The organism is Winogradskyella pacifica, assembly GCF_003386275.1.
In the GTDB taxonomy this organism is placed as follows: Bacteria; Bacteroidota; Bacteroidia; order Flavobacteriales; family Flavobacteriaceae; genus Winogradskyella; species Winogradskyella pacifica.
This window is the reverse complement of sequence record NZ_QREI01000008.1, coordinates 74,617-90,181: the sequence shown is the minus strand read 5'-3', so window position 1 is coordinate 90,181 and position 15,565 is coordinate 74,617. Positions and strand designations below refer to the sequence as shown.

The window sequence follows — 15,565 nt, the reverse complement described above, 5'->3', positions numbered from 1 at the left end:
TAATTTGTCAATATTAATTGTACTTTTGCGTGCAATTAAATTTTAATTGCCATGACAGCACACGAAAATAAAATTGTTGGAGAAGGTCTTACTTACGATGACGTACTCTTAGTTCCAGCATTTTCAGAAGTTCTTCCTCGCGAAGTCAATATTCAAACTAAATTTACACGAAATATAACCATCAACATTCCTGTGATTTCCGCAGCTATGGATACGGTTACCGAAAGTAAAATGGCGATTGCCATGGCGCAAGAAGGTGGAATTGGCGTGTTGCACAAAAACATGACGATTGAGCAGCAAGCGGATAAAGTACGAAAAGTAAAGCGTGCAGAAAGCGGTATGATTATCGATCCTGTAACCTTACCATTAACCGCTACTGTTTTTGATGCCAAGTCTAATATGGCCGAGCATGGTATTGGTGGAATTCCAATCGTTGATGACAACGGAATCTTAAAAGGGATCGTTACCAACAGAGATTTACGTTTTGAGCACGAAAGCAAAAAAGCCATCGTTGATGTTATGACTAAAGAAAATTTAGTCACTGCAGCTGTTGGAACCTCTTTAAAAGATGCTGAAAAAATTCTTCAACAAAACAAAATTGAAAAATTATTAATTGTTGATGATAATTATAAACTAAAAGGTCTAATTACGTTTAGAGATATCACTAAGGTGACGCAAAAGCCAAATGCAAATAAAGATTCTTACGGAAGATTGCGTGTTGCAGCAGCTATTGGTGTTACTGCAGATGCGGTAGAACGTGCTTCTGCATTAGTAAATGCCGGTGTTGATGCGGTAATTATTGATACTGCTCATGGTCATACCAAAGGTGTGGTTTTAGTTTTAAAAGAGATTAAAAAGAAGTTTCCAAAATTAGATGTTATTGTTGGTAACATCGCTACTGGTGAAGCTGCTAAATATTTAGTGGAAGCTGGAGCTGATGCTGTGAAAGTAGGAATTGGTCCTGGATCAATTTGTACAACTAGAGTAGTGGCAGGAGTTGGTTTTCCTCAGTTCTCTGCGGTTTTAGAAGTTGCTGCAGCTATTAAAGGTTCAGGTGTTCCTGTGATTGCAGATGGTGGAATTCGTTATACAGGAGATATTCCTAAAGCGATTGCAGCTGGTGCAGATACGGTAATGTTAGGATCGCTTTTAGCTGGAACAAAAGAAAGTCCAGGAGAAACGATTATCTACGAAGGACGTAAATTTAAATCTTACCGAGGCATGGGATCTGTAGAAGCCATGAAACAAGGAAGTAAAGACCGTTATTTCCAGGATGTTGAAGATGATATTAAAAAATTAGTTCCTGAAGGTATTGTTGGTCGTGTACCATATAAAGGTGAGTTGGTAGAAAGTATTCATCAGTTTATTGGTGGACTTAGAGCAGGAATGGGCTATTGTGGTGCTAAAGATATTGCCACTTTAAAAGAAACCGGACGTTTTGTGAAAATCACAAGTTCTGGTATTAATGAAAGTCACCCACATGATGTTACCATTACTAAGGAAGCACCAAATTATTCTAGATAACCAAATTCCTGCGACAGTAGGAATCTATATATTAGCAAAAAAAAACAGCATCTTTAAAGGTGCTGTTTTTTTTGTGCCTATAATAATCTAGGGGTTGTTTTAACGTCTTTTTATTGGGAATTATTCTAGACCTTGTTTTTCAGGGTTCCAAAAAGGTTTTGTTTTTATTCGTTTGGTGTCCCAATGCAATTCTTTTTTAAAAAAGTGATTTAAAGCAATACAGGTTCTGCTATCACCAGCAATATAAACTAGCGTTTTATCTTTAAGAGTAGGGATGATGTCTTTTATTTTAGTGATGATTTCACGGTATGGATTTTCAGGTAATTCATAAAAATTAAAAGGAAAATGCCCATCTATATCCGGAAATAATTCACTTTTATTAGAATTGTAGATGACACTAACGATTTGTTTATCCTTGCCAATATTTCGGTTAAACATGTATAAATGAGACAAAGCAGAAAGATCTCCTATCATGATATAGCTATCCGCTGAATCATCTGCTATGAAATTACCTTTCTTCCATTTGTAATAAACGGTATCGCCTTCTTTACAATGTTTTGCCCATTTCGAGCCTACACCATTGCTATGTGTAGCAATTGCTAAATCTAATGTGCCTTTTTCTTTATCAATATCCCAAACGCTGTAACTTCTTATTTTGTCTTTCATTGACAGTTCTTCTTTGCCAATACCTACAGCCATTCTTAAAAAAGCACCAGGTGTAAACGATACATTACGAATGCTGTCTCCTTGCAGACGAATTCTAAAAGCACTCTTAGAAAGTGTAACCTTTTCTATAATAGTAGCTTCTTCTAAGATTATATTTTTTAATATGTTTTCTAAAATACGCAATAGTCTTAAATTTAGTTTTGAACGTGACTTTGATAGTAATGTTCTATTAATTCTAAAGCCGGTTTATGTGCTCTACCAGTAGCTCTTTCGTAATCAGAAGGCACATCATTAGCACCATTCTTAATGCCTTCGTAAATTCCGGCGATGATAGTACCTAGAAACTCACCAAGCTCAGCTATTCTATCTGCTTTATAAGCTGCTACAGAAAGAGCATTATAAACTAGTTTTGTACCGTAAACCTGATTAATAAAATCGGCTAGTTGCTTTTGGGAAATCGCTTCACCGACTAAATTATAGGTATTACCATTATGCTTTTCTTCTAATAACATTTTAGCATAGGCAAATCCTAATTCTTCTCGACTCGTATACGTACATTTACCATGGTCTGCAGAATTTCTTATCTCACCTTCTTTTATGTAGGTATCTATATATTCTAAATCGGGTTCAATATAAATGCCGTTTCTACCAATAACCCATTGTAAACCGGAATTACGGATGTCTTCTTCTGTTTGACGATTACTTTGTACCACAGGACTAAAAGCATTGTTTTCTTCAGTACCTACAATACTCGTATAGACTATTTTCTGCACACCGTTTTGTTTAGCTGCATTGATAACATTGCGGTGTTGTTGTATTCGTTTCTGTGGCTCATCCATACCTGAAACTAACAATACGGTGTCTATACCTTTTAAAGCGGCATTGAAATCTTCAGGACTATTGTAATCTCCTTTTCTAACTTCTACTCCTAAGTGTTCTGCTTTTTCTGTGGTTCGTGCTATGGCTATAACATTTTCTTTTTTAGTAGCTTTTAAGAGTGCTTTTACAATAGCTGCCCCTAAATGTCCGCTTGCCGATGTTACTGCAATTTTCATAATAGGTGTTTATTTATGAATGTTTCAATTTTAATTCTTCTAACTCTTTTTCAAGTTGATCGGCTTTCATTTTAAATTTATCCATAGCCTTTTTTAGTTGCTGGATTTTTTTAAAAGCCTCTTCATCCTGAACTGCTTGATATGTAGTTTCTCCTTCTTTTACTTTTATTTTAGAATAGCTCCCACAAGTTGGGCATTTTGCGACGTCGCTCATAATATGTTTTATAGCAAAGGTCTTCATATAACTACGATTGTAAAAGGTAAATCCGTTATTAAAAATGGTAAATCTGAAACCTTAAGACTAAAGTGAGGATTTGAATTCCTTAGGAGAAAGGCCTGTGTGTTTTTTGAAAAACTTAGAGAAATTGGTGACTTCATCAAATCCATTTTGATAAGCCACTTCTTTTAGACTTATAGTGCTACTAAAAATGTCTCGCTTAATTTCTAGAATCACGTAGTTATCAATAAAATGTTTGGCAGTATTTAAGGTACTTGCTCTAACTATGGTGTTGAGATGTTTTGTAGATATGTTTAGTAGTTGTGCGTAATCTTTGACGTTCCGTGTTTTAATATGATTTTCTTCCACCAAATTTTTAAAATTCATAAAAAGACTTTGGTGTTTTTTATTGAACGTTTCATCAGTGACTTTATGAGCTTCGCGCTCTAATTTCAATAAAAATAGCTCTAATATTTTAGCAATTATTTCCTTTTGAGCGTAAGTGTATTTGCTTTGAATCTCTTCAGTTATCCTTTCTAAAAAAAAGTCAGTTAAAGTGCTGTTTTCAACTAATGGATCTGAGATATGATAGTTGTATAAATGCGAAATAAATTTGACCGATGATTTTGAAAAATATTTTAAAATAAAATCCTCTGTAAATACGACGAGATACCCATCGTATTGAAAATGATCTTGAAAAGCATGTACCTGCCCTTTTGCAATTTTAAGTACAGAGCCTTTTTGGATGTTGTAAGTCTTTAAATCGATTTGATGTTCACCTTTACCTTCTGTAACAATCAATAAGGCAAAAAAGGAAATTCGGTGAGGCTGATATGGGTTGTGATTAGGATCTTTTTTAATTCGTGAGAATAATTCGTCTAATGAAATACATTCAATATCCGTAGCTCCTTCGCTACTTTTAAAAGCTACATTTGGGAAATGATTCAATGATGAATTGATTTATAAATTTTGAATAAAAATAACAATTAATATTGATTGTGCTGAGTTATACAAAATAGTCAATCGTTAACTAGTATTAAAAAAAAAGCAGCATCAAGAAGATGCTGCTTTATAACTGTTATTTAAGTGTATCCTTAAGCTTTACTAGCTTTTACCGGACAACCTATAGCTTTAGTGAAATTCGGACTTGGTTTCTCTCCCTTTTCCAAAGCTTCAATAGCGCCTTTAACAAAGTTGACTTTTACATCTTCAGGTGATTTTGCATTATCATCTATAGTACCAATATATTGTACTTTACGTTCTGCATCTAATAAGAAAACATGAGGTGTTCTTACAGCTCCATACTGAGGATATATTTTTTGACCTTCGTCTACTAAGTAAGGAAATGTAAATCCTTTGTCTTCTGAACGTTTTTGCATCGCTGCGTAACCTTCTTTTTCGTTTTCAGGACTGTTAGGGTTAATCGCAATTACAGGATACCCTTTTGGTGCATATTCATTGTTTAATGCAATTAAACGGTCTTCATATAATACCGAAAATGGACATTCGTTACAGGTAAATGTCACGATATAACCTTTTGCATTTTCAATACTAGCTAAAGAAATCATAGAACCATCAACGTTCTTAAGATTGAAATCCGTAGCAACATCACCAATTTTGTAACCTCCAATTTCTTCTAGGGTTTTTGTTTGTTCTGGACTACCTCCTTTAGGTGGTCCTTTTCTATCGCCTCCATGTGGTGGCCCTTTTCGGTCTCCGTTATGTGGAGGGTGTTCTCCTTTATGATCTTTATGTTGATTTTCAGCAGAAGGTTCTCCTGTTGTATTTCCTTCATTTTTACAAGATACAAGTACACTTGCAGATAAGCCAATAATGGCAATTAGGACACTAATTCTTTTCATGTTTGTTTTAATTAAGTTTATGTATTTGGTTTTCTATGTCTTCTAAATTCTCGAATGAACGTTCATAAAATAAGCGTTCATCTTTGTTGAACATAATGGTAAATGGAATGGCTCCAGACCAATTAGGATCTATTTTGTCTATCCAAGTATTAGAATCCGGATCATCTAATAACACGACTTTAGAGCTTATATTTTTTTCCTTTAAAAAAGGCTTAAGCTTTGTTTCAATATCTTTTGGGAAATCTAAGCTTACCAAAATGACTTCAACATCAGGATGTTTTGCTGCAAATTGTTCAATGTATGGTAATTCTTTGACGCAAGGAGCACACCACATGGCCCAAAAATTAATGAGATAAGTCTTATCAGATTCCGTATAAATTAAGGGTTCAAATTGATTAAAATCATAAACAGGAATGTCTTGATTAACATTCGTAGTCGTATTGGATTGTAATGTTTTATCTGATTTAGTGTTGTTGCAACTCATAAGAAGGCTGAGTGCTAAAACGAGATATAGTGGTGATTTTAGGGGTTTTATTTTTAATAAATTCAAAATGATGTATTCTATTATTTTTTGTAAGACTCCATCAATGACAAAAGGTTTAATTTAAAAGTGATTTTTATTAATTAAACCAAACAGCATAACCTTCGCGTCGCAATTCTAATGCTATTTGTTCTTCTGCTTTTAAAGCTTCAGCTCTAGTGAAAAATGGATCGATATGATTAAAAAGACTCGGACGTAAATAGGTACCGTATTTCTCGACAATATTCGCAGATATTTTATAACCTTTTTTATTTCGATGCCCTGTTTTATGTTGAAGAAAACGTTCTTTTGGAGTTTTACTTGTCATGCCAACATATAAACATTCTAATACACCATTAAATTGTGGATTGGCATTCCTGAACTTAGCATTGTCGGTAAAGACACGCTTAGATAATTCTATAACATATATGGTGTAAAGCGTTTTTGCCATTTTTAGATGTATAGACTCTATTTGTCACCGCTTAGTACGCGATAATAATGGAGTAACTCTTTATCATTATTTGGTAGTCTGCCAATACCTTTTTAACTAAAACCTAAACGCTCTAATAGTTTTCTAGAAGCTAAATTAGTTTCAAATGTTTGGTTTTTATTTTTTGAAATCGTCCTTGGTTAAATTAGTATTGAATTTTATGTTAGTCCAACTTACGATAATCCATGGCTTGTCATCGACGTCTGCATTCCATGTTGAAAGCTTATATTTTCGTTTTGTCGGCATTAATAAACCGTCAACTTCTTCATAGTCTAAAACCATCAAATTTGGAGTTTCCATTTTTCCAAAATCAGCTACTGTAAATAGAAACTGATCAACTAAGTTAGTGTCTTTATTAATATACAATTGGTAGATGTCTGTAGGTTTATCATTTTTTGAATCGAAACTCACCTTTACAACATCATAAGTTTTGCTGTCGATAGTTTTTTCTTCGATAAATTCATAATTCACTCCTGGATCTAATAATTTTTGAAACATAGTAAACCAGTAAAAATTTGTAGGTCTGTTAAAAGCCGCTCTTTTTAAGTAGTCTTCATTAGTTAAAACGTCACCGTTATGTTTTAACCAATAGTCGTTGCCGTCATAACCTTGTTCTATTACCCCTTCAAGGTTGGCTAATGTTCTTTCATGGGTATTATATGCTCCGTATGATAATTCACCGTCAAAAATATATTTTTCAGTAGAGCTATCTGTTTTTCCATCTGGTGTTTGGTAAGTATACGTGTAAACAACATCTTTTAGTTGACTTAACTTTTCGTAGTTACCTACGTTCTGAACCATATTAAAAACTAGTTCATGCCCTTTATTTTGAAATTTTGGAGCCTGTTCCTGTTCTACAGTGCTAGTTTTATTTTCAGGTTTTACTTGGTTCTCGTTTTTACAAGATACCAAAAGGCTAATTAAAAGAATACTTGTTGTTAGGTGAAGTCTCATTTATGGTAAAATTAAGTTAGTTATTATGCAGTCATTATTGTAGTAAGAAGGCTTTTAATACGTCATAAGAATTAATAGCGATTGCTACTTTTTCTTTGTGCATTACAGCTTCAATTTGTGGAGGTAAATCTATGTTTTCTCTAATTACGTCCTCAACAACATCTAAGAATTTTGTTGGGTGAGCCGTTTCTAAAAATACAACATGAGCCTCATTTTCTTTTAAGTAGTCTTTAGCTCCCAAATACCCTACAGCTCCGTGAGGATCTGCAACATAATTAAAATCATTATACAATTCTAAAAGAGCAGCTTTTGTCTCATCATCAGTGTAGCTGTACGATGATAAATTAGCTTTTAACGTATCAAAGTCATTATTGTGTAATTCTTGAATTCTGATAAAATTACTCGGATTTCCAACATCCATAGCATTACTAATCGTTTGAACAGATGGCTTAGGATTGTACGTTTGAGAAATCATATAATTAACAACCGTAGCATTTGCATTGTTGGCTGCAATAAAATGTTTAATCGGTAAGCCTAATTTTTGAGCCACCATACCAGCACAAATATTACCAAAATTACCACTTGGAACTGAAAATACCAGTTCTTTGTTTTTAGACTTGAGCTGTTTGTAGGTAAACATAAAATAGAAAAGTTGCGGTAACCAACGTGCAATATTAATGGAGTTGGCTGAAGTCAATTGCATTTTGCTCGTTAATTCAGTATCCATAAAGGCTTGCTTTACCATGTCTTGACAATCATCAAAAACACCATCAACTTCTAAGGCAGTTATGTTTTGACCTAGTGTCGTTAATTGTTTTTCTTGAATATCACTTACTTTTCCGCTAGGGTAGAGGATAACGACATTAACACCTTTAACACCTAAAAAGCCATTAGCAACCGCTCCGCCTGTATCTCCAGAAGTCGCGACTAAAACGGTAACATCTTTAGTGTTAGTTTTATTAAAGTACCCTAAACAGCGTGCCATAAAGCGCGCACCAACATCTTTAAAAGCCATTGTTGGACCATGAAATAACTCGAGCGTTGAAATGTTTTCATTGATTTCAACTACTGGAAAATCGAAGTTTAATGTTTCTTCCACAATAGTTTTTAAAACGTCTTCTGGAATTTCAGGAAGTATGAATTGCTTTATCGCTTCAAAAGCAATTTCAGAATTGGACTTGTCTTCAATAGTCTCAAAAAATGATGCATCTAAAGGTGTAATAGATTCAGGAAAATATAAACCTTTATCTGGTGCTAATCCTCTTACAACAGCATCTTCGAAGGTTGTATTTGGAGCTTTTTTATTTAAAGAATAGTAATTCATAGTGTTTTGACAGAAGACGGGAGACTGAGGACAGACTGCCGAATTCATTTTTAGTTAATGTTTCTTTTGAATGCTGCCATTTTGTTCATTAAGTGAAAAGCAGAATTGTATAATTCGATAAAAATTTCTTCTGAGATATAATTTCGTCGTTTTGCTTTAAATAAACAAGTTACTACTTCAGCCAAAGAACGAATTGAGTATCCAATAAATTTACGTTGTTCAGGATTTGATTGACCAATTGAACCTTCAGAAATATTAAGAGCAATAGAATCTACAGCTCTCATAATTTGCGATGTTAAATTAAACTTTTCTTTATTTGGAAAAAGTTGAGAAACATCATTTATAACTTCTCCGAAATCCATAGCATCTTGCCAAATAATCAGTTTTTCAAATTTGAATTTATTCATAATCTCAATTTTAATTCTCTTCCATTTCTGTCTTCCGTCAATAGTCTTCCGTCATTTATTCTACAAAACCCGAATCCCTTCGGTATTAATCTTAGAGACATAAGTTTCAAATTTTAGATCTGTTTTTGAATAGACCTCTTTAATCGCCTTTTCTACATTTTTGGCAGTAACTTCTCCTTTACTTAGCATAAAAATTGAAGGTCCAGAGCCAGAAATTGCACAGCCTAAAGCACCTGCTTGTAATGCTGCTGTTTTAATGTCATCAAAATGTGGAATCAATTGCTTACGATACGGTTCAATCACCACATCGTGCAATGCGTCTTTAATTAAGTCGTAATCTGAAGTATGTAAAGCATGCACCAAACTACCCACATTTGCCCATTGTGTAATAGCATTACTTAATGGAATCTCTTTAGGTAAAATAGCGCGAGACTCTGAAGTTTTAATTTCAATTTGCGGATGAATTAACGTCGCAAATAAATCCGATGGAGTAGGTAGCTCTAATATTTGTAAAGGTGAGGCACTTTTTACAAGTGTAAATCCACCAAAAATAGCAGGAGCCAAATTATCCGCATGTTCACATTGACTAGCCAAAGCTTCGCCTTTCATAGCAAAGTACGTCAGCTTCGTTTTATCTAATGGTCTTCCGAGGAGTTCGTTCATTCCAAAAACACTTCCCGCTGCACTGGCTGAACTACTTCCAATACCACTGCCTGGTTTTATGTTTTTATAAATTTCTATTTCAAAACCACAATCGGGTTGTAAAGCGTCATACATGGCTAAAGCCGAAACTCCAGCGACATTTTTTTCGGCTTCAAACGGTAAATCATAGCCTTCAATTTTGGTGATTTTAATACCTTTTTGATCCATTTTTCTAATCACCATTTCGTCACCAATAGTGTCTAAACAAAATCCAAGTACGTCAAATCCACATGCCACATTAGCTACCGTTGCGGGTGAAAATATTTTAATTTCTTCAGTCATCATATTAGTTATTAGCGATTCTAATGATATCAGCAAATAACCCAGACGCTGTAACATCTGCACCAGCACCAGCACCTTTAATAATTAAGGGTTGCTCAGGATAGCGTTGCGTGTAAAACATTACAATATTATCTTTTCCTTTTAAGTTGTAAAACGGATGGCCTTCAGGAATTTCTTGAAGTCCAACTTTAGCTTTTCCATCATTAAATTCTGCTACAAACTTTAATTGACAGTTATTGTCTTGTGCAGATTTAAACAAGCCTTGATAATATGCTTCGTCTTCAATCAATGTTTTGAAGAAGTCATCAACCGTATCAGAATTTGAGGCGTTTTCGGTTAAGAAATTGTCACTTTCAAGTTGAGATAATTCAATAGCATGACCACTTTCACGAGCCAAAATTAAAACTTTACGAGCGACATCAATTCCGCTTAAATCTATTCTAGGATCTGGTTCAGTATAGCCTTCTTCTTGTGCTTGCTTTACAACATCGTAAAAAGTAGTTTCAGCATTAAAATTATTGAATATAAAGTTTAAGCTTCCAGATAATACAGCCTGAATAGTGTTTATTTTATCCCCGGACGTAATTAAATGACTCAAGGTATCTAGTACCGGTAATCCTGCACCGACATTAGTTTCAAATAAAAATGACGCATTATATTGTCGTGATAAGGCCTTTAATTCATTATAGTATTCAATATTACCAGAACAGGCTATTTTATTACAAGCGACTACAGAAATACTTTGTTTTAAATAGTTGCCATAAATATTAGATACGGCTTCATTTGCTGTAATGTCCACAAATACAGAATTTCTTAAGTTCAAGTTTTTAGCGTGTTCAAAAAAGCCATCTAAACTTGCTTTTTCACCGTTCTCTAATTCTTCCTTCCAGTTTTTTAAATTAATGCCTTCATCATTAACGACCATAGTTCGAGAATTGGATAACCCAGCAATTCTTAGGTTGATTTTAAAATTCTCTTTGACGTAGGTTTTCTGCTGTTTAATTTGCTCAATCAGGCGTTCTCCAACATTACCAACTCCAGTAATAAAGAGATTAATTTGTTTGGTTTTGATTTCAAAAAACTGCTCGTGTAAACTATTTAATGCTTTTTTTACATCGTTTTTATGAATCACAGCCGAAATATTACGTTCAGAAGCCCCTTGAGCAATGGCTCTAATATTCACGTTGTTTTTTCCAAGTGTACTAAACATCTTCCCGCTTATACCTTGATGATTTTTCATTTTATCACCAATTACGGCGATGATAGATAAGTTGGTTTCTAAAACAATAGGATCAATTTTTTGCAGCGCAATTTCATATTCGAAAACAGAGTCAATGGCTATTTTGGCACGTTGCGCATCGAGATCAGATATTCCGAAACAAATAGTATGTTCTGAAGATGATTGTGTAATTAAAATGATATTAATTTTCTCTTGAGCAAGCGTTTCAAATAACCGTTTACTAAATCCGGGCACACCAACCATACCATTACCTTGTAAGGTAAGTAGGGCTACATTATCAATATTGCTAATTCCTTTTACAGGCGAATTTCCATTTGGAGTTACATTTTGAGTAATTGTAGTGCCAATAGCATCAGGATCTAAAGTATTCTTAATCACAATAGGAATTTTCTTTTTAAGCACAGGCATCACTGTTGGAGGATACAATACTTTAGCACCAAAATGAGATAACTCTACAGCTTCTTGATAGGACAATTCTACAATAGGTGCGGCTTGTTTTACTAATTTAGGATTAGTGGTGTACATACCACTAACGTCTGTCCAGATTTGTAATTCATCAGCATCCATGGCCGCTGCAATAATAGCCGCTGTGTAATCTGAACCACCACGACCTAAAGTTGTTATTTCACCATTGATAGAGTTTGATACAAAACCAGGCAATAAAACAATAGGGCTAGAGTTTGAATTAAAAAAGGATTGGATATTAGTGTTTGTAATATCGAAATATACCGTAGCATTATTAAAATTTGAATCTGTAACAATTAGTTCTTGCGAGTTCTTCAATGCCGCATCGATTGCTCTAGACTCTAATGTATAGTAAATTATAGTCGAAGATAATTTTTCACCAAAACTTAATAATTTATCCTTAGTTTTTGGAGACAATTCATTAATAAGATAAATACCATCTAAGAGACTTTTTAGGTCACTTAATTTTTCTGTAATTAAATCATGTAAATCATCCTGCTTTTTTTGTATTGATTTATCGTTATCAGGATTTAAAAATAAACCTTCAATTACAGCATTGTGAATAGACCAAATGGTATCATATTTATTTTTGTAGTCTAAATCTTTATTACAAGCCAAGTTTCCTGCTTCTAATAATTTATCTGTAATGCCACCAACGGCAGAAACCACAACGGCAATATTGGTTGTTTTAGATTGTTGGTCTAAAATAGAAATAACTTTATTTATGTTTTCGGCTGAACCAACTGATGTTCCACCAAATTTGAGAACTTTCATACTAAATATATTTTAAGAGAATAAAATGTCTGTATAGACAATTAGGGACGGAGAACATATTATAAATTACCCCAAAGGGTAATAATCGTTGTAATAAAAAACATAAATGCACACATAGCGTGTGAATTGGAAATTATTGATATGTTATTTTTTTTCTTCATTACATCTCAAATGTATTATTTTTATAACAATAAAAAAACAATTCGTTTCTTTTTAGGGATTTGTTAAAAATAGCGCTTCTAATTATTAAAAATGAAACGAAACTTGCTGTTTGCAAGCGCTTTTAAAATCATACGAGTGCTATTCACGAATAAATTTTTCAAGCTTAAGAAAAATTACGTTATGAATATGCCATTAAACATCTATAAAACAATACTTATAATAACATGAAATTATTTTCGAAAGCACAAATTTACGAAGGAGATAAATTAACCACAGAACGCCAAAATATATCTTCTACAGATTTAATGGAGCGCGCAGGAACTCAGATATTTAATTGGATGCATATGCGAATGCAAGGGGCGCAAGTGCCAATTCATGTATTTTGTGGTATCGGAAATAATGGAGGTGATGGCTTGGTTTTGGCAAGGCATTTAATTACCCACGGCTATAATGTGGTAACTTACATAGTGAATTGTAGCGATAAGCGTTCTAAAGATTTTTTGATTAATTACGATCGTATTAAATCCGCGTCTAAGAAATGGCCAATAATGTTGAGCTGCAAGGAGGATTTTACCGAAATTGAAATTGGAGTGGATGACATAATTGTAGATGCTATTTTTGGTATTGGTTTAAACCGACCACCAAATGATTGGGTAGCTAAATTATTTCAGAAGTTTAAAGCCTCTAAAGCATTTACCTTGTCTATTGATATCCCTTCAGGATTATATACAGATAAAGCAGTAGAAGACGAGAATGCCGTTGTTTCTGCGGGTTATACTTTGAGTTTTCAATCTCCAAAGTTGGTGTTCTTTTTGCCGGAAACGGAACATTACATTGGACAATGGGAAGCATTAGATATAGGCATAGATCGCGATTATTTAATGCAAACCGAAACGGAGGTAGAGTTGATTTCAAAACATGAAGTCTTACCTATATATAAACCGAGAAGAAAATTTGCGCATAAAGGAGATTTTGGGCATGTTTTGATTTTAGGTGGAAGTTACGGAAAAATAGGAGCTGTTAACTTAGCGAGTAGGTCAGCTTTAAGTGCTGGTGCAGGATTGGTAACTGCGTACATTCCAAAATGTGGATATCACAGTTTGCAAACGGCTATACCAGAAGTTATGGTTGTTACAGATGAAAATGAAACGCATATTTCAAATATTAATTTTGAGATAGAACCAACTGTAATTGGTCTTGGCGTAGGGCTTGGTACTTCTGCAGAAACGGCAAAAACACTCGAAGCATTTTTAAAGAAAAATAAAGCTTCATTAGTGATTGATGCAGACGGTTTAAATATTTTGTCACAAAAGAAAACACTATTAAAATTGTTGCCGGAACAAACCATTTTAACGCCACACCCAAAAGAGTTAGAGCGGTTAATAGGAAAATGGTCCAATGATTTTGAAAAACTAGAAAAAGTAAAAGCTTTTTCGGAAAAATATAATGTTATTATCTTAATTAAGGGAGCCCATTCTATAACAGTAAATAAAAATAAGCTTTACGTTAATACGACCGGAAATCCAGGTATGGCAACCGCAGGAAGTGGTGATGTCTTAACCGGAATCATTTCGGGTTTAATAGCACAAGGCTATACAGCTTTGGAAGCAAGCATTTTTGGTGTGTATCTGCATGGTAAATCTGCTGATATTTCTTTGGAAGATTATGGTTATCAAAGTTTAATAGCGAGTCACATAATTGAAACTATTGGTGAAGCTTATATCGATTTATTCAAACAACCAGAGCAGCCAAAAGAAGAAGCGCAACAAGAAAAATAAAGACATAAAAAAAGCCTGTTTAAATAAATTTAAACAGGCTTTTAATTCTCTGATGTTGGAATTAGATATTCAACTCGTTAAATAAATCAATTAGAGCAGAACTAGAAGGTCTCGGTGCATCTGCACTCACAATATTTCCATTAGGATCTATTAATAAAAATCTAGGAATACCATTAACCTTATAGTCTTGTATAAACTGTGATCTAAAACCGTTATCTGCAATTAATTGCATACCACCTAATTCTTTCTCGTTAACCATCTTTTTCCAGCCTTTATAGGCTTCAGCAGCATCACCTTTGTAACCACGACCTTCATCCACAGAAATGCTTACAAACTCTATATTTTTTCCTTCGTATTGTTTTTCAACCTTTTTAAGAGCGGGTATTTCTTTAATACAAGGACCACACCAAGTTGCCCATAAATCGATATAAACATATTTACCCTTTAAATCAGAAAGTGACGTGTTACCTCCGGCATAATTTTCATAATTTTCAAAAGCAGGAGAAGCTGACCCTTTAGGGAAAGCGTTAAGTGTGGCTTGTTTGCTTTCCATAAATTTAGAAAGTTGCTGTACCGTCATATCTATGTTTTTATCCATAGAGGCAACATGAGTAGAATCTACATCAGTATATTTAATTTTTAAATCTTCGTATGCAGATTTATAACCTTTAATAGCTTCTTCAACTTTTTTCATATCACTAGTACCTACTAAATCTTCAGTAAAATAGTTTTTAGAGATTAAAAAAGACTGAACAGAAAAATTATTTAGATCTGACGCATCACCTTTAAACACCATAGAATCTATAAACGATTCATAATCGGTTTCAAAAGATGTTGTGTTGTCATTTTCTAGGTAGATCTGACCATATTCTTTTCCATGTTGGAAGTTATAATCACCAGCGACAACTTTTAAAGTATCTTTAAATGTACCATCCTCATTAACGGTAATAATTTTTTCGAAATCTCTTCCTTGAAAAACCTTAAGAGTTTTACTTTCATCAGGATTTGCTATCTTCCCAGAAAGTGTAACATAATCTTTAGGTTCTCCTTTGCATGCAAATAAAGTTGCAGCAATACCAAGTAATAATAATCGTTTCATAACTCGTTTTTTTGTTCGAATGCAAAAATAAACATTAAAAAATT

15 protein-coding genes are annotated in these 15,565 nt (G+C 33.8%); 2 read left to right on the top strand and 13 right to left on the bottom strand.

Features of this window, described 5'->3' with window-relative positions:
• Window positions 1-51: 51 nt before the first annotated feature.
• Window positions 52-1,524, top strand: a complete 1,473-nt coding sequence (gene guaB / locus DFQ09_RS15170; protein WP_115811835.1) for an IMP dehydrogenase — start codon at window positions 52-54, stop codon at window positions 1,522-1,524.
• 120 nt (window positions 1,525-1,644) lie between these two features.
• Here the strand turns inward: guaB and DFQ09_RS15165 are convergent, their stop codons facing one another.
• The 12 genes from DFQ09_RS15165 to thrA form a co-directional block, all read right to left on the bottom strand.
• Complete coding sequence (locus DFQ09_RS15165) at window positions 1,645-2,373, bottom strand: siderophore-interacting protein (RefSeq protein ID WP_115811833.1); 729 nt, start codon at window positions 2,371-2,373, stop codon at window positions 1,645-1,647.
• 11 nt (window positions 2,374-2,384) lie between these two features.
• The gene (locus tag DFQ09_RS15160) at window positions 2,385-3,245 is read right to left on the bottom strand and encodes an SDR family oxidoreductase (protein WP_114309540.1); all 861 of its coding nucleotides are present in this window, start codon (window positions 3,243-3,245) and stop codon (window positions 2,385-2,387) included.
• Window positions 3,246-3,258: 13 nt separating this feature from the next.
• Entirely contained in the window at window positions 3,259-3,459 is a 201-nt protein-coding gene (locus DFQ09_RS15155; protein WP_147298357.1) for a hypothetical protein, read from the bottom strand.
• Window positions 3,460-3,546: 87 nt separating this feature from the next.
• Window positions 3,547-4,410, bottom strand: coding sequence for a helix-turn-helix domain-containing protein (locus DFQ09_RS15150; RefSeq protein ID WP_115811829.1), 864 nt, complete (start codon window positions 4,408-4,410; stop codon window positions 3,547-3,549).
• Between the two features lie 146 nt (window positions 4,411-4,556).
• A complete protein-coding gene (locus DFQ09_RS15145) occupies window positions 4,557-5,324 on the bottom strand; it encodes a thioredoxin family protein (protein WP_115811827.1) in 768 nt (255 codons plus the stop codon).
• 7 nt (window positions 5,325-5,331) lie between these two features.
• Entirely contained in the window at window positions 5,332-5,808 is a 477-nt protein-coding gene (locus DFQ09_RS15140) for a TlpA family protein disulfide reductase (protein ID WP_115811825.1), read from the bottom strand.
• A gap of 136 nt (window positions 5,809-5,944) precedes the next feature.
• Window positions 5,945-6,295: a ribose-5-phosphate isomerase gene (locus tag DFQ09_RS15135; RefSeq protein WP_115811823.1), complete on the bottom strand. Its 351-nt coding sequence runs from the start codon at window positions 6,293-6,295 to the stop codon at window positions 5,945-5,947.
• Between the two features lie 156 nt (window positions 6,296-6,451).
• Entirely contained in the window at window positions 6,452-7,288 is an 837-nt protein-coding gene (locus tag DFQ09_RS15130) for a DUF6503 family protein (RefSeq protein WP_115811821.1), read from the bottom strand.
• Window positions 7,289-7,322: 34 nt separating this feature from the next.
• The gene (gene thrC, locus DFQ09_RS15125) at window positions 7,323-8,612 is read right to left on the bottom strand and encodes a threonine synthase (RefSeq protein ID WP_115811819.1); all 1,290 of its coding nucleotides are present in this window, start codon (window positions 8,610-8,612) and stop codon (window positions 7,323-7,325) included.
• A 50-nt stretch (window positions 8,613-8,662) separates the two neighbouring features.
• Window positions 8,663-9,019, bottom strand: a complete 357-nt coding sequence (locus DFQ09_RS15120; RefSeq protein WP_020894840.1) for a four helix bundle protein — start codon at window positions 9,017-9,019, stop codon at window positions 8,663-8,665.
• 60 nt (window positions 9,020-9,079) lie between these two features.
• Entirely contained in the window at window positions 9,080-10,003 is a 924-nt protein-coding gene (locus DFQ09_RS15115; RefSeq protein WP_115812052.1) for a homoserine kinase, read from the bottom strand.
• A 4-nt stretch (window positions 10,004-10,007) separates the two neighbouring features.
• Complete coding sequence (gene thrA, locus DFQ09_RS15110) at window positions 10,008-12,482, bottom strand: bifunctional aspartate kinase/homoserine dehydrogenase I (RefSeq protein ID WP_115811817.1); 2,475 nt, start codon at window positions 12,480-12,482, stop codon at window positions 10,008-10,010.
• A 386-nt stretch (window positions 12,483-12,868) separates the two neighbouring features.
• On the opposite strand from thrA, the gene DFQ09_RS15105 reads away from it, so the two are divergent.
• Entirely contained in the window at window positions 12,869-14,422 is a 1,554-nt protein-coding gene (locus DFQ09_RS15105; protein WP_115811815.1) for an NAD(P)H-hydrate dehydratase, read from the top strand.
• Between the two features lie 61 nt (window positions 14,423-14,483).
• Here the strand turns inward: DFQ09_RS15105 and DFQ09_RS15100 are convergent, their stop codons facing one another.
• The gene (locus tag DFQ09_RS15100) at window positions 14,484-15,521 is read right to left on the bottom strand and encodes a TlpA family protein disulfide reductase (protein WP_115811813.1); all 1,038 of its coding nucleotides are present in this window, start codon (window positions 15,519-15,521) and stop codon (window positions 14,484-14,486) included.
• Window positions 15,522-15,565 lie beyond the last annotated feature (44 nt).